Annotated in this window: 20 protein-coding genes and 1 riboswitch; of the genes, 5 read left to right on the plus strand and 15 right to left on the minus strand. The window is 31.9% G+C overall.

All coding sequences use genetic code 11. The annotated features are described in order from the left end of the window. Nucleotides 1-224: 224 nt before the first annotated feature. Nucleotides 225-545 carry a winged helix-turn-helix transcriptional regulator gene (locus tag ACFWM3_RS04720; protein ID WP_390310509.1) on the minus strand — a complete coding sequence of 107 codons (321 nt, stop codon included), beginning with the start codon at nt 543-545 and terminating at the stop codon, nt 225-227. Between the two features lie 336 nt (nt 546-881). Between ACFWM3_RS04720 and ACFWM3_RS04725 the strand changes: the two genes are divergently transcribed. After that, on the plus strand, nt 882-1,418 hold the full coding sequence (locus ACFWM3_RS04725) for a flavodoxin family protein (protein WP_056470685.1): 537 nt from the start codon (nt 882-884) through the stop codon (nt 1,416-1,418). Nucleotides 1,419-1,441: 23 nt separating this feature from the next. Continuing rightward, nucleotides 1,442-2,599 (plus strand): iron-containing alcohol dehydrogenase, encoded by a 1,158-nt coding sequence (locus ACFWM3_RS04730; RefSeq protein ID WP_390310510.1) that lies wholly within the window; start codon nt 1,442-1,444, stop codon nt 2,597-2,599. A 126-nt stretch (nt 2,600-2,725) separates the two neighbouring features. On the opposite strand, the gene ACFWM3_RS04735 is transcribed toward ACFWM3_RS04730, so the two are convergent. Continuing rightward, nucleotides 2,726-2,866: a hypothetical protein gene (locus ACFWM3_RS04735; protein ID WP_156339665.1), complete on the minus strand. Its 141-nt coding sequence runs from the start codon at nt 2,864-2,866 to the stop codon at nt 2,726-2,728. Between the two features lie 27 nt (nt 2,867-2,893). Beyond that, nucleotides 2,894-3,847, minus strand: coding sequence for a carbohydrate kinase family protein (locus ACFWM3_RS04740; protein ID WP_390310512.1), 954 nt, complete (start codon nt 3,845-3,847; stop codon nt 2,894-2,896). 183 nt (nt 3,848-4,030) lie between these two features. Next, nucleotides 4,031-4,075, plus strand: a riboswitch (PreQ1 riboswitch). A gap of 5 nt (nt 4,076-4,080) precedes the next feature. On the opposite strand from ACFWM3_RS04740, the gene ACFWM3_RS04745 reads away from it, so the two are divergent. After that, nucleotides 4,081-4,566, plus strand: coding sequence for a QueT transporter family protein (locus ACFWM3_RS04745; RefSeq protein WP_056470694.1), 486 nt, complete (start codon nt 4,081-4,083; stop codon nt 4,564-4,566). Nucleotides 4,567-4,615: 49 nt separating this feature from the next. On the opposite strand, the gene ACFWM3_RS04750 is transcribed toward ACFWM3_RS04745, so the two are convergent. After that, complete coding sequence (locus ACFWM3_RS04750; RefSeq protein ID WP_390310514.1) at nt 4,616-4,993, minus strand: VOC family protein; 378 nt, start codon at nt 4,991-4,993, stop codon at nt 4,616-4,618. A gap of 188 nt (nt 4,994-5,181) precedes the next feature. Here ACFWM3_RS04750 and ACFWM3_RS04755 point away from each other — a divergent pair, with 188 nt between their 5' ends. Then, nucleotides 5,182-5,847 (plus strand): O-methyltransferase, encoded by a 666-nt coding sequence (locus ACFWM3_RS04755; RefSeq protein WP_390310515.1) that lies wholly within the window; start codon nt 5,182-5,184, stop codon nt 5,845-5,847. Nucleotides 5,848-5,899: 52 nt separating this feature from the next. Here the strand turns inward: ACFWM3_RS04755 and ACFWM3_RS04760 are convergent, their stop codons facing one another. Together ACFWM3_RS04760 and ACFWM3_RS04765 are read right to left on the minus strand one after the other, a co-directional pair. Beyond that, the gene (locus tag ACFWM3_RS04760) at nt 5,900-6,037 is read right to left on the minus strand and encodes a hypothetical protein (protein ID WP_390310517.1); all 138 of its coding nucleotides are present in this window, start codon (nt 6,035-6,037) and stop codon (nt 5,900-5,902) included. A gap of 21 nt (nt 6,038-6,058) precedes the next feature. Then, a complete protein-coding gene (locus tag ACFWM3_RS04765; protein WP_390310519.1) occupies nt 6,059-6,538 on the minus strand; it encodes a GyrI-like domain-containing protein in 480 nt (159 codons plus the stop codon). A 109-nt stretch (nt 6,539-6,647) separates the two neighbouring features. Between ACFWM3_RS04765 and ACFWM3_RS04770 the strand changes: the two genes are divergently transcribed. Next, complete coding sequence (locus ACFWM3_RS04770) at nt 6,648-7,610, plus strand: helix-turn-helix transcriptional regulator (RefSeq protein WP_056470705.1); 963 nt, start codon at nt 6,648-6,650, stop codon at nt 7,608-7,610. A 421-nt stretch (nt 7,611-8,031) separates the two neighbouring features. Here the strand turns inward: ACFWM3_RS04770 and mutL are convergent, their stop codons facing one another. The 9 genes from mutL to ACFWM3_RS04815 form a co-directional block, all read right to left on the minus strand. Beyond that, a complete protein-coding gene (gene mutL / locus ACFWM3_RS04775; protein ID WP_390310520.1) occupies nt 8,032-9,975 on the minus strand; it encodes a DNA mismatch repair endonuclease MutL in 1,944 nt (647 codons plus the stop codon). A gap of 112 nt (nt 9,976-10,087) precedes the next feature. After that, complete coding sequence (mutS, locus tag ACFWM3_RS04780; RefSeq protein ID WP_390310521.1) at nt 10,088-12,730, minus strand: DNA mismatch repair protein MutS; 2,643 nt, start codon at nt 12,728-12,730, stop codon at nt 10,088-10,090. Nucleotides 12,731-12,898: 168 nt separating this feature from the next. Continuing rightward, entirely contained in the window at nt 12,899-13,444 is a 546-nt protein-coding gene (cotE, locus tag ACFWM3_RS04785) for an outer spore coat protein CotE (protein ID WP_056470714.1), read from the minus strand. A gap of 272 nt (nt 13,445-13,716) precedes the next feature. Beyond that, the gene (locus ACFWM3_RS04790; protein WP_056470717.1) at nt 13,717-14,163 is read right to left on the minus strand and encodes a YlbF/YmcA family competence regulator; all 447 of its coding nucleotides are present in this window, start codon (nt 14,161-14,163) and stop codon (nt 13,717-13,719) included. Beyond that, nucleotides 14,163-15,692: a tRNA (N6-isopentenyl adenosine(37)-C2)-methylthiotransferase MiaB gene (gene miaB / locus ACFWM3_RS04795; RefSeq protein ID WP_390310522.1), complete on the minus strand. Its 1,530-nt coding sequence runs from the start codon at nt 15,690-15,692 to the stop codon at nt 14,163-14,165. Before miaB ends, ACFWM3_RS04790 begins: the two co-directional genes overlap by 1 nt. Nucleotides 15,693-16,027: 335 nt before the next feature. Next, nucleotides 16,028-16,978, minus strand: a complete 951-nt coding sequence (gene mraY / locus ACFWM3_RS04800; protein WP_156339666.1) for a phospho-N-acetylmuramoyl-pentapeptide-transferase — start codon at nt 16,976-16,978, stop codon at nt 16,028-16,030. A 512-nt stretch (nt 16,979-17,490) separates the two neighbouring features. After that, nucleotides 17,491-18,036, minus strand: a complete 546-nt coding sequence (locus tag ACFWM3_RS04805) for a GNAT family N-acetyltransferase (protein WP_056470723.1) — start codon at nt 18,034-18,036, stop codon at nt 17,491-17,493. Nucleotides 18,037-18,150: 114 nt separating this feature from the next. Continuing rightward, entirely contained in the window at nt 18,151-19,017 is an 867-nt protein-coding gene (locus tag ACFWM3_RS04810) for a 2-oxoacid:ferredoxin oxidoreductase subunit beta (protein WP_056470726.1), read from the minus strand. Then, a complete protein-coding gene (locus ACFWM3_RS04815; protein ID WP_056470728.1) occupies nt 19,004-20,761 on the minus strand; it encodes a 2-oxoacid:acceptor oxidoreductase subunit alpha in 1,758 nt (585 codons plus the stop codon). Before ACFWM3_RS04815 ends, ACFWM3_RS04810 begins: the two co-directional genes overlap by 14 nt. Nucleotides 20,762-20,982: the final 221 nt, after the last annotated feature.

A 20,982-nucleotide genomic window follows, 5' to 3' on the forward strand; every position in this document is an offset into this window, starting at 1 on the left:
AGGATGACAATTCGCCAAGAATACCATTTAGAAATATATGGGAAATTCCCTAACGAACACACAACCTTTACTACTATATAAATGTAATGATCGTTTTATGAGCCGATTTTACATTTATATAGTAGTCTTTAAAATAAATATTTCTACACTTCTTTTTAAATTCCTTCAAAAAATTTTCAATTAAATAAATTTTTTGTCGTTTCTTAATTTTTTAACTTTTAGGATTAATTCGTATTACTTTTCTTTATATGATTTCCGCCCCATGCACATAAAAGATCCAAAATTGGTTTCATTGATTTACCGTATTCATTTAATTCGTATTCCACTTTAGGCGGAATTTGATCATAAGCAATACGATTAATTAGTCCATCCGCTTCTAACTCTCTTAATTGCTGTGTTAACATTTTTTGAGTTATTTTAGGCATCAGTTTTCTAAGCTCATTCGTTCTTTTTTTACCTGTTTCTAAATGGCAAAGAATAATACACTTCCACTTACCACCTATTACCTCAATCGCTGCTTCAATCGGCATATTATATTCTTTCATATATCCTCCATCATTGCTAATTACTATTTAATTAAAATTAAGATAATTTTAGTCAATTTTTTTAGTACAAATGAAAACTACAAAATCACCATATTTTGTGCATATTATAACTATTGTCCTATCAATGATTTTGCAGTCAACAGTAAAGGTTCATAAAATATAGCATACAAATAAATTATAGTTCAAATATTTATCAGTTATAAAAAAACAAACTTAGTCCTATAGACTTAGATTTTCCAAATAGTTTTATAGGCACTTTTTAGTACGTACTTTATTTTAGGATCGTAATCATTCATAATTACAATCATAATTTATTCAAAAAGGAGTGGAAACAATATGTTTATCATTCATGGTAGTTCTAGGGAAAACGGAAATACAGAGCAGCTAACAAATCTCATTACAAAAGATGTTGCCAAAACGGAAGTGCAATTACGTCATAAAAATATTAAGGCGATTAACGACCAAAGACACGAGCCCAATGGCTTCCAACCAATTGATGATGATTACGAAGAAATTATTAAAGAAATGCTACAGCATGATACGATTATTTTTTCAACACCTTTATATTGGTATGGTATGAGTGGTTACATGAAAAACTTTATTGATCGTTGGTCTCAAAGTCTTCGTAATAAAGATCTCCAATTCGCTGAAAAAATGAAAAACAAAAAAATGTATGTCGTAATTGTTGGTGGCGATCAGCCAAAAATTAAAGCACTACCATTAATTTTACAATTTAAACATATATTCGAATTTGTTGGAGCAACACTTGAAGGATATATTATTGGAACAGGAAATTCACCTGGAGCAATAGTAGAAGATCAATTAGCCATTCAACAAGCTGAATTGCTAAATACAACACTAAAAAATAAGTAAGTACAACTAGAAGGAGCAAGACCTTGATTCCATTTTTACAACATAACCCAACTAAATTATGGTTTGGGAAAAATCAAATTGAACAATTATCAAATGAAGTACAAGATTATAACCGTATCCTGATTGTTTATGGTGGCGGCAGTATTAAAAAAAATGGCGTATATGATGACGTTATGAACCAATTAAGTAGTAAAACGATTTTTGAACTTTCTGGAGTTGAACCAAATCCGAGACTAACAACGGTGAATAAAGGTATTCAAATCTGTAGAGATGAAAAAATTGATTTTATTTTAGCTGTAGGCGGCGGTAGTGTAATCGACTGTGTTAAAGCTATTGCAATTGGCGTTCCATATGAAGGAGATGTGTGGGATGTTATTACTAGAAAATCTCAACCAACAAGTGCAACTCCTTTTGGTACTGTTTTAACTTTAGCTGCAACTGGTTCAGAAATGAACTGCACATCAGTTATATCAAATATGGATGTAAATGAAAAAAGAGGATGGAGTAATCCACTCGTTTTTCCTAAATTTTCAATATTAGATCCTTCTTATACATTCTCGGTTCCAATCGATCAAACAATCTATGGAATTGTCGACATTATGTCACATGCATTAGAGCAATATTTCCACCGTGTTAGCAATACACCTATGATTGATCGCTTTATCGAAAGTTTATTAATTACTGTAATCGAAGCTGGAGGAAAGCTTGTTAAGGATTTAGAAAACTATGATTTACGTGAAACAATTATGTACGCTGGAACGACAGCCTTTAATGATACATTATTAAATGGTACAGATGGCGGCGACTGGGCATCACATCAAATTGAACACGCAGTATCTGCCATTTACGATATTCCACACGGCGGTGGATTAGCAATCCTATTCCCTAACTGGTTAAGCCACTGCTTAGACTATGATCCAAGCAGAATTAAAATGCTAGCAACAAATGTTTTTGGAATTTCAGAAGAAGGAAAAACAACAAAGCAAGTTGCAGAAGAAGGAATCCAAGCACTAAGAAGTTTTTGGAACTCAATCGGTGCACCAAACCGATTAGCAGATTACCAAATTGACGACTCACGTTTAGACGAATTAGTAGAAAAATCCTTCGTAAAACCAGTAGTTGGTGGTTACAAAATTTTAGATAAGGAAAGTGCTAGAGATATTTTAGTACGCTCTCTTTAATGAGGAAAAGAACCTTGCATAAAGCGAGGTTCTTTTCTTATGTTGTTGATTTAATAATATTATCATTTTTTTTAAAAAATCAGCCTTTTTATATTATTTAAAGGTTGTTTGTGGCCTTATTTGCAGTTAGATCATTTTATTTGCGAATTCATCAATTTTATTTGCAGTTTCACTTATTATATTTGCTGATTTACTAATTTTAATTGCAGATTTAAATTTAACTGCTATTAACCTTAAAATACTAGCACCTTTTCTAATCAAAAACAAAAAAAGAACCCACTAAAAGGTTCTCAACTAAAATTGCATTTCTACCCAATTAAGTTCATTAATATGGTGATCTACAACGTTACAACACATATTCGGGTTAATCGTATCGACATGTGAGATTGTAATAGAAGACATTGAAACAGAATATTTAACGGTTTCGATAATGCTCATATTATTCATATAGCCATATCCGATCCCAGCAACTAAAGCATCTCCCGCTCCTGTTACATTCACAACAGAAACTCCATCTGCTTGGATAATTCCTTCTTCTACTCCATCATTATAATAAATTCCTTCTGCATCTAAACTAATGAAAACATTTGTTACGCCTAATTCTCTAAAATATCTGCCAGCTTTTCGTACATCTTCAACAGAAGTAATTTCAAATCCACATAATACTTCAGCTTCATGGCGATTTGGTTTAATCGTATGAAAATATTGAATATAATCTCTTATTTTTGAAGCTTTTGAAGCAGAAACTGGATCTAAAATAAATTTTGTATCCATATGGAAATTTGTTAATAAATAAGCCAAAATACTTGGATTATCCGCGTCAACTACCATATATTCAGCATTTCGAATAACTTCTGCTTTGGAGTCAATAAACTCCATTGTAAAATTGTTTGTGATATCTAAATCTACTACTGCAGAGACCATTTCTCCGCTTTCATTTAAAATAGCTAAATAGGTTGGGGTAGATTCACCTTTAATAATTAATGTATCTTCCATATCTATGTTCAAGTTTTTTGCGTGATTTAACATGTTGATTCCATTGATATCATCACCGATGACTGAAATAAACTTTGTGTTTATGTTAATCTTTGCCATATTTTCTGCAATATTACGGCAAACACCACCAAACGATACTTTTACACTGCCTGGATTTGAATCATATGGACGATAATTTTTTTTCGTAAATCCGATAATATCACATATAGAAACACCAAATACTAATATATATGGATTAGAAGGAATTGTCATTTTGTCAGTCCTTTCACTTTAAACTGAAAGAAAAATAAATTGTTTCGATTCACTAATTATACCAGTATAATATATTCTTAATAAAGTATTTTTTTTAACTTATTTTCATAATTAATTTCTTTTTTATTATTGACTAAAAATATTTTTAAGTATAATATTTATTCTTACGTTTAAAAAAATATTTTTTACGTGGTTCGAAAACCTCCCACGAAAAAAAACTAAGGAGAAACAAAATGAAGTTAAAGACAATTACTGTTAATGGAGTATTTGCTGCACTATATATTGCAGTAACGTACTTTATTCAACCGTTCGGGTTTACGAACGTACAGTTTCGTGTATCCGAAATATTTAATCACTTAGTCGTTTTTAATAAAAAGTACATATATGGAGTAGTTTTAGGAGTTATACTAGCTAATTTTTTCTTTTCTCCAATAATGGCATATGATTTAGTCTTTGGTGTTGGCCAATCGATTATTTCTTTATTAATTACAATTGCTACATCAAAATTTATAAAAGGTATTATTCCGAGAATGATTGTTAACACTGTTGTCTTTACGATTACTATGTTCTTAATCGCAATCGAATTAAAGCTAGCATTTCATTTACCTTTCCCAATGACTTATTTAACTACAGCCATTGGTGAATTTGTAGTGATGGTTGTTGGTATACCGATTATGTACTATTTAAATAAACGAGTTAAATTCGAACATCTTATTTAAGTAAAAAAGAGTTGTTTCCCTAATTGGATACAACTCTTTTTATTATGTATTATTTGTCTTCTCTTAATAAATAATCATTACCATCTTGATCGTAGAAATTAAACATTGAACCGTATGGCATTTTCATCAAATCATCAACTTTTACGCCGTTTTGTTTTATTTTTTCATAAGCTGCTTCAATATCCGTTGTACTAAAAAGTACAGATGGATGAGCTATTTTATCTGGTTTAAATTGTTCCATAGAAGATTTAGAGTAAAGAACTAAAGTAGTAAATTCGCTTTCGCTTGGACCTACTTCAATCCATTTCGCATCTGGTCCCATTGGCATTTCTATTTTTAAAACAAACCCCATTTTATTAATCCAAAAATCTTTTGCTTGCTCTTGATTTTCTACATAAACAGTAACTTTACCGATTTTATTAATCATGTAAAAATCTCCTCTACTGGTTAATTTTACTACCTATTTATTTTAGCAAACACAATTTTATAAAACAAACCGATTAAGTACTAGTTAATATAATTTTATTGTATATGACTTTTTTCCTGTAGAAGCATTTTTATGAAACAATCCCATATACTTTTTTTTAAACAGTACAATGTAAGGAGGAAGTAATCTTGCCTAATAACGTAATTTGGAACGATGTTGATGAATATTTCATAGAAAAACTAATTCCGAATGATTCTATTTTAGAAAATGTATTACTTGCAAATTATCATGCCGGTCTACCTAGTATAGATGTGTCTCCTACTCAAGGTAAATTACTTTATCTATTAGCAAAAATTAAAGGCGCTAAAAACATTTTAGAAATCGGTACTTTAGGTGGATATAGTAGTATTTGGTTAGCTCGTGCACTTCCCGAAGATGGAAAATTAACAACCTTAGAAATTAGCCATGAGCACGCAAAAGTAGCCGAAAAAAATATCATAGAAGCAAAATTGCAAAATAAAGTGGAAATAATAATCGGAAAAGCATTAGATACACTACCATTTCTAAAAGAATCAAATTCAATTTTTGATTTCATATTTATTGATGCCGATAAACCAAATAATCCCCACTATTTAAATTGGGCATTAAAATTAGCAACCTCTGGGGCATTAATAATTGTAGATAATGTTGTTAGAAACGGTGAAGTGATTTATCAAACAAATCAAGATGAAAGTGTCAAAGGTGTACGAAAATTAATGGATCTATTAGCTTCTGACCCACGTATTGACTCAACTGCAATTCAGACAGTTGGATTAAAAGGATTTGATGGTTTTGTGATTGGAGTTGTTAAGTAGCATTTTATAAGAGGGTGCTCAAAAGTTTACTTTTTTGTAGAGACAGTTGGGGCTATTTAGATCTAGTGTAGGGTGCTAAACAAGCAAAAAAAGAAGTATGAACAAATGTAGTAACCGTCCATACTTCTTTACTATTTAAACGGAATAATCTCAATATACGATTGTATTCTTCACCAGAGATTTTACCCATTTAATATTCCCCTTTAATTCATTATTTCTTTACAACAGGAATCCACATTTCTCCAAAGACTAAGCCGTTTCGATTTCCCATAATAACCGCTGCATTTGGCCCACCAACATATGCAAAATCCCTTACTTCTGGTAATACTTGACCAAAGGCGATGCCAGCAAGGTTATTACACAATTCATCAGCTGTATTCCCTTCTCCTTCTACAACTAGGTATACTCCTTTAGGGAATTGGATATCTCTAGATTCCTCAGGTACTGTTGCTTCTGTCATGACTCCAGCATAATGCATCATCTTGTTATTCACAGCTTCGTTTACAGAAAAAATATAGTCATTTGTAGCAATGGCTTTTAAAGCCTTCAATCTACCATCTTCTTTAATCGCACCCCAGAAGTTTTCCTTTTCTTTGTTGATCCCTGCATAATCTTTATAATCGCTTTTAAGTTCAATACCAATACCTAAAACTCTAAAACTGTCTTTTTCTTCTAATTTATAACTTGTCATATTCAAAACCTTCCTTTTTTTAAATTTATCAAGCGATTTATTTCATCAGCTGATAAGTTTATAATAAACTTAAATCATGTCAAAAAATGATACTGTTTAGGAGATACCGATGAAAAAAGTTGAACGTATTAATATCATCATGCGATATATAAACAATCGAGCAAAATTCACAATTTCAGAAATCATGCGAGAATTTAACATCTCCCGTTCAACTGCTCTAAGAGATGTCAAAGAAATTGAAGCGATGGGTATGCCTCTTGTCGCTGAAGTTGGAAGAGATGGGGGTTATTTTGTAATGAACAACTCTGTCCTTCCAACTGTTCGCTTTACAGATAATGAGATAAAAGCTCTATTTATTGCATTTATGGCCACAAGAAATAAACAACTCCCTTATCTAAAAAGTCGTCAATCTTTAACAGAAAAATTACTTGGTCTCATCACAGAAAACCAACAAGATGAACTTGTTCATTTAAATCAAATATTGCTTTTTGAAGGGACTAATCCAAAAAATCCCGACTTACTTGATCTATCAGATTTACCTCATCCAATGTTAGAAAAACTCATCCAAATCCTTCTATTGGATACTTGTTTATTGATTACCATCAAAGAAGAGTCTGAATTAATTTCTTATCCGATTTATCTTTTGCATCTATATCATGAAAAAGGCTTTTGGCTAATTGAAGGCTTTGACTTATTGGATGAAAAGAAAAAGATTTTCCCTGTCGACAATCTCATCGATGTCATACCACACCATACAAAAAAAAGATTAAGTAAAAAAAGAATTTTAGAAATACTAAGTAAGCAAGAAGAAGAAATTAATCTTATATTTGAACTTGGCCCGATGGCGATTGCTCAGTTTAAAAAGTACCATCCTTTAAAAGTCTCAATTTCTTATACAAATCCTTACCAATCCACAGCCATTCTAAGAACTTATATTAATGTTAAAAATTCTGGAGAATTAACCGAGTTTACAAATTGGCTACTTTATTTAGGTGAAGATATTAAGATAAGGAAAATTCCAGAAGAAGTCTTAGAAAGTTTACAAAAAAGAATAGACTTATTCCGCCCATAAGTAGTAGGCAACATTATTAAGAATACCCTTTTTTAAACTTTTGTATCAAATAATCAACTAAATACAATTAAAATCTGAAAATCACAAATAAATATAGCAAAACCCCAATTAAAATCTGATAACCGCAAATAAAATTAGTAAGACTGCAATTAAATCTCGAAGAATCGCATAAAGTAAAACATTACCCATACCAGTTAAGGTATTACGAACCGAAACTGGCTACTTACAATTGGAACATTTGCAAATAAGCTCTTCTTACTAAATCGAATAAAAAACAGATAAAAATCTGCTAAGTTTTATAAAAAGAATCGACTTCAAATAGATGGTGCAGCAAAAAATACCTCCCGCATATAAAAAAGTGCTGTTGTCCCATATTCAGTTAACCTGATTTATGGGACAACAGCACTTTAAAAATATAATATTACATAACGCGCTTAAACATTTTCTCAAGTTCATATGAACTAAAATGAATCACGATTGGACGTCCATGGGGGCATGTAAATGGATTGCTTGATTTTCTCAACGATTCTAATAGATTAAAAATTTCATCGTTTGTTATATATTGATTTGCTTTTATTGACGCTTTACAGCTCATCATGATGGCTTTTTCTTCACGCAGTTTTTTGATATTAATTGTTCCGCGTTTTAATAGTTCTTGAATCATTTCATCGATTAATGTATCCTCTTGCCCTTCTGGAAACCAATTTGGATGTTCACGAATGACATAACTATTCGATCCGAACTTCTCGATAAAAAGTCCAACTTCTTGGAGTTCATCATGGTATTGGTCTAATAAAATAGCTTGCTCTGGTGAAACATCAAATGTGATTGGAATTAATAAAGTTTGTAGTTCTGATGCAACTTCCCCTATTTTTTCCTTAAAATATTCATAGTAAACACGTTCCTGTGCGGCATGTTGATCAATTAAATATAAGCCTTTTTCATTTTGAGCAATTATATATGTTCCGTGCATTTGCCCGATTGGATATAAAGGAGGTAATTGGTCTATATTTTGCTCATCATATACATCTTCGTTAACAATAACTGTTTCTTCTTTATTTGATTGGTCGTCTTCATTTACAATATTTGAATACCTTACATCTTTATTCGATTCATGCTTTTCAAAATAAAGACTCTCATAATCGGTTGGGGTTGATGAATCAATTTGAGTAATTGAATCGAATTCAGTTGAATTTTCTACATTGACCGTTTCATTAGTTTCATCTGAATAATTCGAATTAGTATTATAACGGTCTTGAAGCGAGAACGGTAATTTCTTTTCTACGTCTTCTTTTATAGAAGAATGTTCAAACGAAAATGTAGATTGTTCACTAAATACTTTTTCCTTTGGTACTGTTGACTTTATCTCTGGAATAAGGGAACGGCCTCTAAAAACTTTTTTTATACTTTCAGTAATTAATGTAAATAATTGATCCTCTTTACTAAAACGAACTTCTTGTTTTGTTGGATGTACATTTACATCGACTAATTGAGGGTCCATTTTAATAAATAACGAAACGATTGGAAAACGGCCAATTGGTAGCAAAGTATGATAGCCTTCACTAATTGATTTATTTACGCCATAGTGTTTTACATATCTTCCATTTACATATAGTGATATATAGTTTCTAGTTGCTCGTGTATATTCTGGCATAGATAAATAGCCTTCAATTTGAAAATCTAATGACTCACCTTTAAAATGAACCATGTTTTTTGCAATTTGTAGACCGTATAATGAAGCAAGAATTTGTCTTGCGTCGCCATTTCCATTACTACGGAACATTAATTTATCATTATGTTTCAAATCAAAAGCGATTTGTGGATTTGCTAATGCTAATCGATAGACAACGTCCGTTACATTACTTAATTCTGTTTGAACCGTTCTCATATATTTTAATCTAGCTGGTGTATTAAAAAATAAATTTGAAACTTCAATACTTGTCCCTTTTGATTTAGCAATTTCTTTTTGAGATTGCAAAACGCCACCTTTTAAAATTGTTTCAATTCCAGGTCCGTCTTCGGTTGATGTTTTTACTGTAACATAACTAACAGATGCAATACTCGGTAATGCTTCACCTCGGAAGCCTAATGTACGTATTCGAAACAAGTCATTTTCATCTTTTATTTTACTAGTTGCATGTCGCTCGAATGCAAGGATACTATCTTCCTTTGTCATCCCTTCGCCATTATCACTTACAAAAATTCGTGAGAGTCCACCGTCGTTAATTTCAACTGTAATACGTGTACTAACTGCATCAATTGCATTCTCAAGTAATTCCTTAACTACTGATGCAGGACGTTCTACAACTTCACCTGCGGCTATCTGATTGGCTAAAATTTCATCTAACTTCTGTATCTTTGACATAAGTGAACCTCCTCTCTAGATAAATGAACCTTACATTAAAAAAAGGTATAGTACATTATGCAGTTATCATAATTTTAACTATTAACAAAAAGAAAGGCCAATTGGCCCTCTTTTATTTTTTAACTTGCTTTTGTAGTTCATATAATAAATTAAATGCTTCCATTGGATTTAGCTCTAATATATTGATACCTTTTAATTGATCAATCACTGGGTGGTTTTTAATCACTTCTTTAACCTTTGGTTGATTATCGTCAAATAAGCTTAATTGAGATCCAATATCTTCTTTGTCAGCTGTTTGATCAATTTCTTTTTTAGTTTCTTGTTTATTTATCATAACTTGTTCTTTGTTTATGATTTCTTCTTTAACAAAAGAATGATTATTTGATTCTAAATCATTTAATAGTTCCTTTGCTCGAGTGATCACATCTTTTGGTAGATTTGCTAATTCGGCAACGTGGATACCGTAGCTTTGATCCGCTGCACCTTCAAAGATTTTATGAAGGAATAATACTTTTCCATCTTGCTCTTTTGCTGCTACGTGAATATTTTTTAAAAACTTAAGTTGATTAGCTAATACCGTCAATTCATGATAGTGAGTAGAAAAAAGCGTTTTTGCTCCGATATGATCATGTATATATTCGATCATCGATTGTGCTAAAGCCATTCCATCATATGTTGATGTTCCTCTACCAATTTCATCAAATAAGATTAAACTTTTATCTGTTGCATTCGTGATTGCATAATTAGCTTCTAACATTTCGACCATAAATGTACTCTGTCCAGAAATTAAATCATCTGCAGCACCAATTCTAGTAAATATTTGATCAAAAATAGGTAATTTCGCATATTCAGCAGGTACATAGCATCCAATTTGAGCCAATATACTTATTAACGCAACTTGTTTCATATACGTACTTTTACCAGCCATATTAGGTCCTGTAATTAAAAATTGATGAGTATCAACATCAAAATTTGTATCATTCGGAATATATTCTGAACCTAGAAGTACCTTTTCAACTACTGGATGTCTTCCATTCTTCACGATATATTCTCTTTCGTCGGTGAATGCTGGTCTAATATATCCATTTTTTTCACTTACTACAGAAAAACTTTGTAAAACGTCAATTTGACTAATTACTTGTCCTAATGTTTGAAGTCTAGTTAAATATTGTTTTACTTGCTCTCGTATTGAAATAAATAACTCATATTCCAAACCAATCATTTTTTCTTCAGCTTCAAGAATCATCGTTTCTTTTTCTTTTAGCTCTTCAGTAATAAAGCGTTCTGCATTCGCTAGCGTTTGTTTACGTTCGTAACGACCTTCTGGTATTTGACTAATATTTGATCTAGTTACCTCGATATAGTAGCCGAAGATTCGATTGTATCCAATTTTTAAAGACTTAATCCCCGTAATTTCTCTTTCTCTTTGCTCTAATTCCATTAGCCAACTTTTACCGTTCTTACTAACGAATCGATATTCATCTAATGTTTTATGAAAGCCATCTTTAATAATGTTTCCTTCTTTAATTGATAAAGGTGCATCTTCAATAATTGCATTCTCTAAAAGCATTTGAAGCTCTTCACATGGATCGATCTGATTAATTAGCTCATCGATCGTTTCATGACTAATTGATTTTAAAGCATGAATAATTGAAGGTACTGTTTGAAGTGAACGTTTTAATTGTAATAAGTCTCTTGCATTTACATTACCAAATGAGACTTTACCAGCTAATCGCTCTAAATCATATACATCTTTTAATAATTCTTTCAGGTCTTCACGAATAAAATAGTTTTCCATTAGCAATTCCACAATCGTCAAACGATGCTCGATTTGTTTAGTACTTACTAGTGGACGTTGAATCCATTTTTTTAGTAATCTTCCACCCATCGCTGTTTTCGTTTCATCTAATAACCAATTCAAAGAACCTTGTTTGTTTTTTGAACGTTGTGTTTCAACTAATTCAAGATTTCTCATCGAATACATGTCCATGTTTAAAAAATCATGTTGATGAATGACTATTATTTCTTGAAGATGAGAAAGTGTTCGTTTTTGTGTTCTCGATAAATAATTTAATAATCTTGCAGCAGTAGCTTTTAAACTAGTTTGATCAATTGACTTTACAACATTTGTAAACTCCTCTGATAAACGATCGTTCTCTTCAAATGAAACGGTAATTGAAAAGCTTTTTTCAAGTGTTTGAATCGCTTTAGAAGAAAAATCTTCATTTACGACTACTTCTTTCGTACCAGTTGCTGCAATTTTTAAAACTGCTTCTTCAATTGATCCACTAAGTAATAAAGCATTGCCCTCACCAGTCGTCAAATCAATCCAAGCTAAAGCATATGAACTTGGTGTTACTTCTGATAATGTTGAGATATAATGATTTTGCTTTTCATCAATCGATCTACCTTCCATTTGCGTCCCTGGAGTAATCAACTGAACAACTTCTCTTCGAACTACTCCTTTTGCAACAGTTGGATCTTCGACTTGTTCACAAATAGCTACTTTATATCCTTTTTCAACTAATTGTTCTATATATCCAGCAGCAGAATGGAATGGTACTCCGCACATCGGAATTCGTTCTTCAGTTCCTCCTGCTCGTCCGGTTAAAGTAATTTCTAAAACTTGAGATGCCTTAATTGCATCTTCAAAAAACATTTCATAAAAATCACCAAGTCTAAAAAACAAAAATGCATCTTGGTAATTTTTCTTTATATTTAAATATTGCTCAATCATTGGCGTATATGTTGCCATACTATCCTCTCCATCAAAAAACATTCTTCGCATATTATATCACATTTTGCGAAAAGGCTTAGAAAGTTCGAAAGTTAAGAAAAAGAAAACTTTCGGTTGATTTCTGATTTGAAATGCAAAATCTTTATAAAATAAAAAAGCTAGGAAGTATCACCTTCCTAGCCTAGCTTACTCTTCTTCGCCCTCTAAAACAAAATCTGGATCTAAATCTTCAAACTCATCATCTACATCAAAGAAATCGTCATCGTCGTGTACACCATGTGGTGCAACAAGTACTACTATTTTCGTTTCACCTACAACTTCAACTAAAACTTCTTTCTCTACAGTTACAATAAATCGATTTCCATTTGGAGAAATAATTGCATCTAAACAATTTGGATGTTTTAATGATCTAGCAATCACTTCACAATCTTCGCCAGTAAAGTTTTCATCTCTGTGTCTCAACTTTACTACTTCAGTATACTTAACAGACTCTGGAACTACTTCTGTTTTCGTATTGTCACCATAGGAGTACCAAATATTAATATCATATTTACCAGATACTTCTACTCCATCTTTACATTTTTTTGCATCATATACATGGTTTATAACCCAGCAGCCTAAAATACTTGATGGAGTATGATTTGGTGTGATTGTATGTGTGACTTTGTTATATTTCTTGCCTCTTCCTACGACTGCCTTCGTTATAATCTCTCTATGTTCGCGTTCAGACATAGGTGTGACCCTCCTCGTTCCATTTTCATTTCATTCTATGCGTGACATATGCGGAATGTGTTAATGACATGAAAATTCTTTTATACAAGTTAAAAAAACATGTGATGATAAATTGTATGACGACAGCCTAATAAAGTTGACTCTAAATTGAAGAATTTAAAAAATAAACATGAAAAATATGATATTTAGGCTATTTAGTAATTACTTTATTAGCTATACATAAAAAAAAGACTCAGGCAGCAAAATTAATTGCTTCCTTGAGTCTTTTTTTATTAATGGCTGCAGCTATCTGTTTTGCAAGCATCAGGTCCATGTGCTACTTTTGAACCTGTCTCACCGCTTAATAAGTTACCACCTGTTGATTTAATGATTTCGTCTGTCACACCATTTGAGATCGTGTGAGCGATTAATTGAAGTAAATCATTAACTTCTACTTGAGAAGATTGGAATTCTTGTACAACTGGAATTGTTTCTAGTTTTACGTTTAATTCATCAAGCTCTTGTTCAACCTTTTTAAGTGCTTCTTTCTTACCCCAGTGCTCTAAATTAACAGCTTGTTTTTGTAATGACTTAATTTCTTCAATATAAGTTCTTACAGTTTCACTCTCATTAATTTGCGCTTCAGCACGTTTAAAAAAGTCTACTTCTTCTGTTTCAGAAATCATTACTGCTAATTCTTTTGCACGTTCAACGATATCAGTTTTTGTATATTTTCCCATTATAGCACCTCTACAGTTTCTTCTACTAATTCTCCATCTAATGACCATGTTTTAGCTTTTGTAACTTTAACTTTTACAATTTGACCAACGATTGATTTAGGACCTCTAAAGTTTACAAGTTTATTATAGGGAGTATACCCAGCAAGTACATCAGGGTTTTTCTTACTTTCTCCTTCTACTAATACATCAAGTATTTGACCTTCAAAACGTTTATTAAATTCAGCAGCTTTTTCATTTACAACATTGTTAAGACGTTGTAATCTTTCTTTTTTCACACTCTCTGATACATTATCTACCATTTTTGCAGCTGGTGTACCTTCACGTGGTGAATAAATGAATGTAAATGCTAAATCAAAACCAACTTCTTCATATAATGTCATCGTTTCTTCGAATTGCTCATCCGTTTCATTTGGGAAACCAACAATAATATCTGTAGTAAATGAAATTTGTGGCATTGCTGTTTTTAATTTTCTTACAAGTTCTAAGTATTGTTCACGATCATATTTACGTGACATTAGTTTTAGAACTTCAGAGCTACCAGATTGAACTGGTAAATGAATATGTGGCATTAAGTTGCCACCTTTTGCTAAAACTTCTATTAAATGATCATCAAAATCACGTGGATGACTTGTTGTAAAGCGAACACGTGGGATGCCAATTTTACGGATTTCATCCATTAAATGACCTAAACCATATTTACCATCATCTAAGTCTTTACCATAAGCATTAACATTTTGACCTAATAATGTAACTTCTTTATAGCCTAGTCTAGCTAATTCACGTACTTCATTGATGATATCCTCTGGTTGACGACTACGTTCTTTACCACGAGTGTAAGGAACAATACAGTACGTACAGAATTTATCACAGCCATACATAATATTAACCCAAGCTTTAATTTCGCCACGACGCACTTTTGGAAGGTTCTCGATTACATCCCCTTCTTTTGACCATACTTCAATAACCATTTCTTTACTAAACATCGCTTCTTGAATAATAAATGGTAATCTATGAATATTGTGTGTACCAAATACCATATCAATAAATGAATGTTTTTGTAAGATTCGATTAACAACTGCTTCTTCTTGAGACATACAACCACAAATACCGATTAATAGATCTGGTCTTTGAAGTTTTAACGGTTTTAAGTGACCAATTTCACCAAACACTTTATTTTCAGCATTTTCTCGAATTGCACATGTGTTTAATAGAATAATATCAGCATCTTCAACTGATGTAGCGATTTCATAACCCATCGTCGTTAAAATACCTGCCATAACTTCAGTGTCATGCTCATTCATTTGACAGCCATAAGTACGGATTAAGAATTTCTTACCTACACCTGAATTTCTCATTTCTTCAGGAATTTCGAAACCACGATCATACGTAACTTCTTCTTTACCTCGACGCTTCGCATCCGCTAAAGATGGAGCTTGGTAAACTTTTTCAAAATATTTACTGTAATCTTTATCATTTTTATCTTTTGTATTATTTATATTAGTGCCTTGAAGGCGTTGTTGTTCGTTCATGAAACAATCTCCTTTCTTCTCGAGCGTCTACACATTACTTAAGTATATAACGTTATTCTACAATATACAATGTGACTTACGCAAAAAAGAAAGCTGATAATACTAGTATATTTGAATAATTTTATTCATTATTTAAAAAACAATTCTTTAAATAATAAAGCGCTTTAATTATTAATAGAAGAATATTGATTTCCAATATAAGGTACTCACACTTGGAACGTGACCCGTGACCCGTGACCCTCGTGTTTTAATAGTACTTTTTTGCAACATAAAAAGAGAATCCATCAAAGGATTCTCTTAAATTAAAAATTCTCAGTATGATATGGGTCCTCAGCTTACATAAAAAAATAAAAATATAAATAACTTAAAAAACAACCTGTCCAGGAAACAATCGTAAAATTCATGACAATGATATTTTCTGACCAACCATATTTAATTCCATAGTGAAAATGTATAGGGGCCATAAGAAATAGCCTTTTTCTAGTTTTTTTAAAGTAAAAAACTTGAAAAATAACGGAAAACTGTTCAGCTAAATAAATAAAAAACAACATAGGAATCAAGATTTCTACTTTTTCTATTATCGCTAAAAAAGATAAAGAACCACCAATTGCCATTGAACCGGTATCGCCCATAAATGCTTTAGCTGGATATAAGTTATAAATTAAAAAACCAGCTAAACTAGCGATCATTATTAAACTAAAAATTTTCACTTCAATATGATCTGAAATCAGAAAAAAGAAAAAGAAGGTAGGGATTGATACCATACCAAGGAGTCCGTCCATCCCGTCAGTAAAATTAATAGCATTAGCTGACCCTACAATAAATAAAGTGATTAGAGCCAAATATACCCATAATGGTAAAAAAATACTTATAGAATCCGAAATACGAAAGGCTGTGTCTAATTTAAAATAATTAATTAATACTATAAGTAAAAAAATAGTAAAAGAAAATTGAAAAACTAGTTTTGTTCTAGCTGATATTCCCCCTGGATCCTGTTTTGATGCTTTCCAAAAGTCATCAAGAAAACCAACAACACTGAATAAAATAAAAGTTCCAACTAAAAAAAGCATTAGTGGACTAGAATAATTAAGGAAAGCTACTAAAATACCAATCAGAAATATACTTCCTAGCATTAAAGGAGTGCCCTTTTTATTATGGTGCTCAGCTGGTAATTCCGCTCTTATAGGCTGTGTCAACTTCAATCTTCTTAACGTAGCAATTAAAAAGGGTGAAAGAATACTTACCAATATAAAAGTTAATAAAGCAGGTACGAGTGAGAATAACAAGATTTTTCTCCCTTCAATTATTTTTAATTAAGAAATTCGATACTATCAAACGATTTCCTTTATTTCCCTACTTTTTAAATTTAAGAAATTATTTATGTTTTACTCTTTAATTAAAAAAGGAGTGTAACCCAAATAGGAACCCTACATTTTTTATTGTGGGAAATATTCTTAGAGAATCGTTAAGTATGTTGGCAAAACTGCAATTAAAAATCCAGAATCGCAATTAAAAATCGCAAAACTGCAAATAAATTTGATAGAACTGCAATTAAACTTAAAAATTACCTATACCCGTTAAGGTATAATGTCCTAATAATTTAAATCTTTTAAATTAAAAACAAATAAAATTGCTCTTATGTTTACTAAACCGAATAAAAATTTGTTACTTTTCTATTAAAAAGAACAATTAAATCAATACAAATGAAAACTTAAGTTGAAATACCTTTCACTTCTTATATCGCCATAGTTGAGAACGTTATAAAATGTGAAACCTCATTTTTTTCTCCTTAATTTTACTATTTTAATATATCACTGATTTTAATTTTCCAAATCATATGATCATATCCTTTTTCCCAATAATCATTTAATAAATAATCAGGTTCCCCAAATTTCTTTTTCCAGATTTTTTGGGCATTAGTATAGCCACTATCTAAACAAAACTCTTTTATCCCTTTATTCTTTAAAGTAACGTACATTTTATTTAATAATAAATTTCCTATTCCATTTTTTTGATAGTCTGGATGTACAAATACAGTGCCGATCTCAAGTAGCCCTTTTAATGCATGGTTTGTACAATTTAATATAAGATCACTAGCTGGACCGAATTCAATCGAACCAATAATCATTTCGTTATCTAGAGCAATCAAAAAAAATCGTTCCTCACCATTACTTTCAAGATCATTTTCTAAATATTTTCCTTTTGTTTCGATTTCATCATTCATACTTTCAACCTGATTGCTAATACCTTCTTTTGAAAAAGTGTCAGTAATTACTATTTTAAAAAATTGATTTAACTCTTTAATGTCCTCTTTTTTCGGTCTTCTTATTTTAATATTCATCATCAAAAACACTCCTAACTACAAATTACTTCAACATAAATTGGGAGTATCCTTCATAATAAATATATTTAAGATATAAAATAAAAAAACTCCTCAAAAATGAGGAGTTTTTTATTATTACATGAATTCAGCAACTAATTTGTCGAATTGTGCTTTTTCTAATTGTAGTTCTGATTCAACTAATGGTTCTTCACTGTATCCAGAGATTAATTGCTGGTATGATTTTTGATCTTTGTTTTGGTAAATAAGACCAGTTACTAAACCTTTATTTTGCATTAATGTTTGCATAGCCATTTCTTTGTTTGATGGATCATATCCTTCAACATCAGAAAGTTTAACAAGATTTTCTTTAAACCAGTCATATGTGTTTACTTTATTGTAAGTTACACATGGGCTGAATACGTTAATTAAAGAGAAACCTTTGTGGTTAATACCTTGCTCAATTAATGAAGTTAATTCTTTTAAATCACTTGAGAAACTTTGTGCTACGAATGTTCCACCAGCTGTTAATGCCATTTCCATTACTGAAAGTGCAGATTCAACAGAACCGTGTGGCGTACTCTTAGTTTTGAATCCTACATCACTACGCGGTGATGTTTGACCTTTTGTAAGACCATAGATTTGGTTATCCATTACGATATACGTAACGTCGATGTTACGACGAATTGCATGGATTGTATGACCTAAACCGATAGCGAATCCATCACCGTCACCACCAGAAGCGATAACAGTTAGATCACGGTTAGCCATTTTTACACCTTGTGCAATTGGAAGTGAACGACCATGGATACCATGTAAACCGTATGAGTTAATATATCCAGAAATACGACCAGAACATCCAATACCAGAAATTACTGCAAGGTTATCAGGTTCTAAACCAACATTTGCTGCTGCACGTTGAATAGATGCTTGTACAGAGAAGTCTCCACATCCTGGGCACCAGTTTGGTTTGATATTATTACGAAATTCTTTAAATGTTGCCATTTAGAACAACTCCTTCCTTGCAAGTATTGTAAATTTCTTTTGGTAAGAAAGGATTTCCATCATATTTTAGTAAGCTTGAAATCTTTTCTGCATGACCACAGTTCATTTTAATAATGCTTGCTAATTGACCAGTAGCATTATTTTCAACAACGATTACACGTTTAGCTTTTTTAAGCTCAGGCATTAATTCGTTTGTTGGGAATGGGTGAATTAGACGGATATGAGCATGGTTAACTTTGATACCATCTTGCTCTAAACGAACCATTGCTTCTTCAATCGCACCACGAGTTGAGTTGAAACCAACTAGTAATACATCAGCATCGTCGTGTTTAGAGTTCACTAACACTGGGTTAGGGAATTTTAGGTTATTTAACTTACGCATACGTTTATCCATTTGTTGATTACGGTTAATTGGTGATTCTGATGGTTTACCCATTTCATCATGCTCAACACCAGTTACGTGGTGAATTCCACCTTTCATACCTGGTACTACACGAGGAGAAACTCCATCTTCAGTCACTTCATAACGTTTGAAGTACTCTTTGTTTTCAGATACTGGTAATTCTTGTTTGTAATCAAACTTACCACGGCGAATTTGAACTTTATCGAATTGAAGTGGCTCAACAGTTTGTTTACCTAAAGAAAGTTGTAAGTCAGTAATTACGATAACAGGTACTTGGAATTCTTCAGCTACGTTAAACGCTTCCACCATATCGTAGAATCCTTCTTCTACTGTACTTGGAGCGATTACTACTTTCGGAATTTCACCATGAGTTCCGTAGATCATAGCCATTAAGTCTGACTGCTCTTGTTTAGTTGGAAGACCAGTACTTGGACCACCACGTTGAGTATCAACGATTACTAAAGGAACTTCAGTCATACCAGAAAGACCGATTGCTTCCATCATTAATGAAAGACCAGGACCTGCAGATGATGTTAATGTACGAACACCAGCATAGTTAGCACCGATTGCCATTGTACATGCAGCAATTTCGTCTTCAGTTTGAATAACTGCTCCACCATACTGAGGTAATTTTTTAATTAAATATTCCATAATTTCAGATGCTGGCGTAATTGGATACGCTGCCATAAAACGAGAACCACCAGCTAATGCACCCATTGCGATTGCATCGTTACCGATTAAGAACATACGTTTTTTACCATCAGCTTCTGATAATTGCATTTTATTTACATTCACGCCAAGCATTTCTCTCATTTCTTCTGCTCCACGTGCGATTGCTTCTATGTTTTTCTCAACAATTTGTTGACCTTTTTTACCAAAAATTTCATCTACAACTTCTCTGAAAACTTCAATAGATAGACCTAAAATTGCACTTGAAGCTCCAACTGCAACCATGTTTTTCATTAATGAAGTACCTAGTTCAGTAGCTAATTCTGTAAATGGAATTGAATAAAGTGTTACGTCAGTTGAATCTGGAATTGTCGGATTAAATTTAGCATCAGCGATTACAATACCGCCTTTGCGTAATTCATAAAAGTTTACATCGATTGTTTCTTGGTCAAATGCTACTAAAATATCTAAGTCATCTGAAATTGCACGAACTTCAGTTGTACTTACACGAATTTTATTATTAGTGTGACCACCTTTAATACGAGAAGAGAAATGACGATATCCGTATAAGTAGTAACCTAAACGGTTTAACGCAATTGCAAAAATCTCACCTGTACTTTCGATACCTTCACCCTGTTGTCCTCCAACTTTCCACGAAAGTTGTTCAATCATTTCCTACACCCCTTTGAATGCCCTCATTCAGTAATAAATTAAATTATAAATGGATAATTTTTTTGCATATCATTCATTTTATTATAAAAGAATGAAAGCGATTTAAAACATATCTTTTGATATGAGTTAATTCGCTTTCAACTATAGACCTATTAACCAAAAAAATCAATGATTTTGAAAGAAATTATTCCTTTAATTTTTATATTTTTATTATTCTGAAC

This window comes from Gottfriedia sp. NPDC058432, from assembly GCF_042721555.1.
GTDB lineage: Bacteria > Bacillota > Bacilli > Bacillales > Bacillaceae_G > Gottfriedia.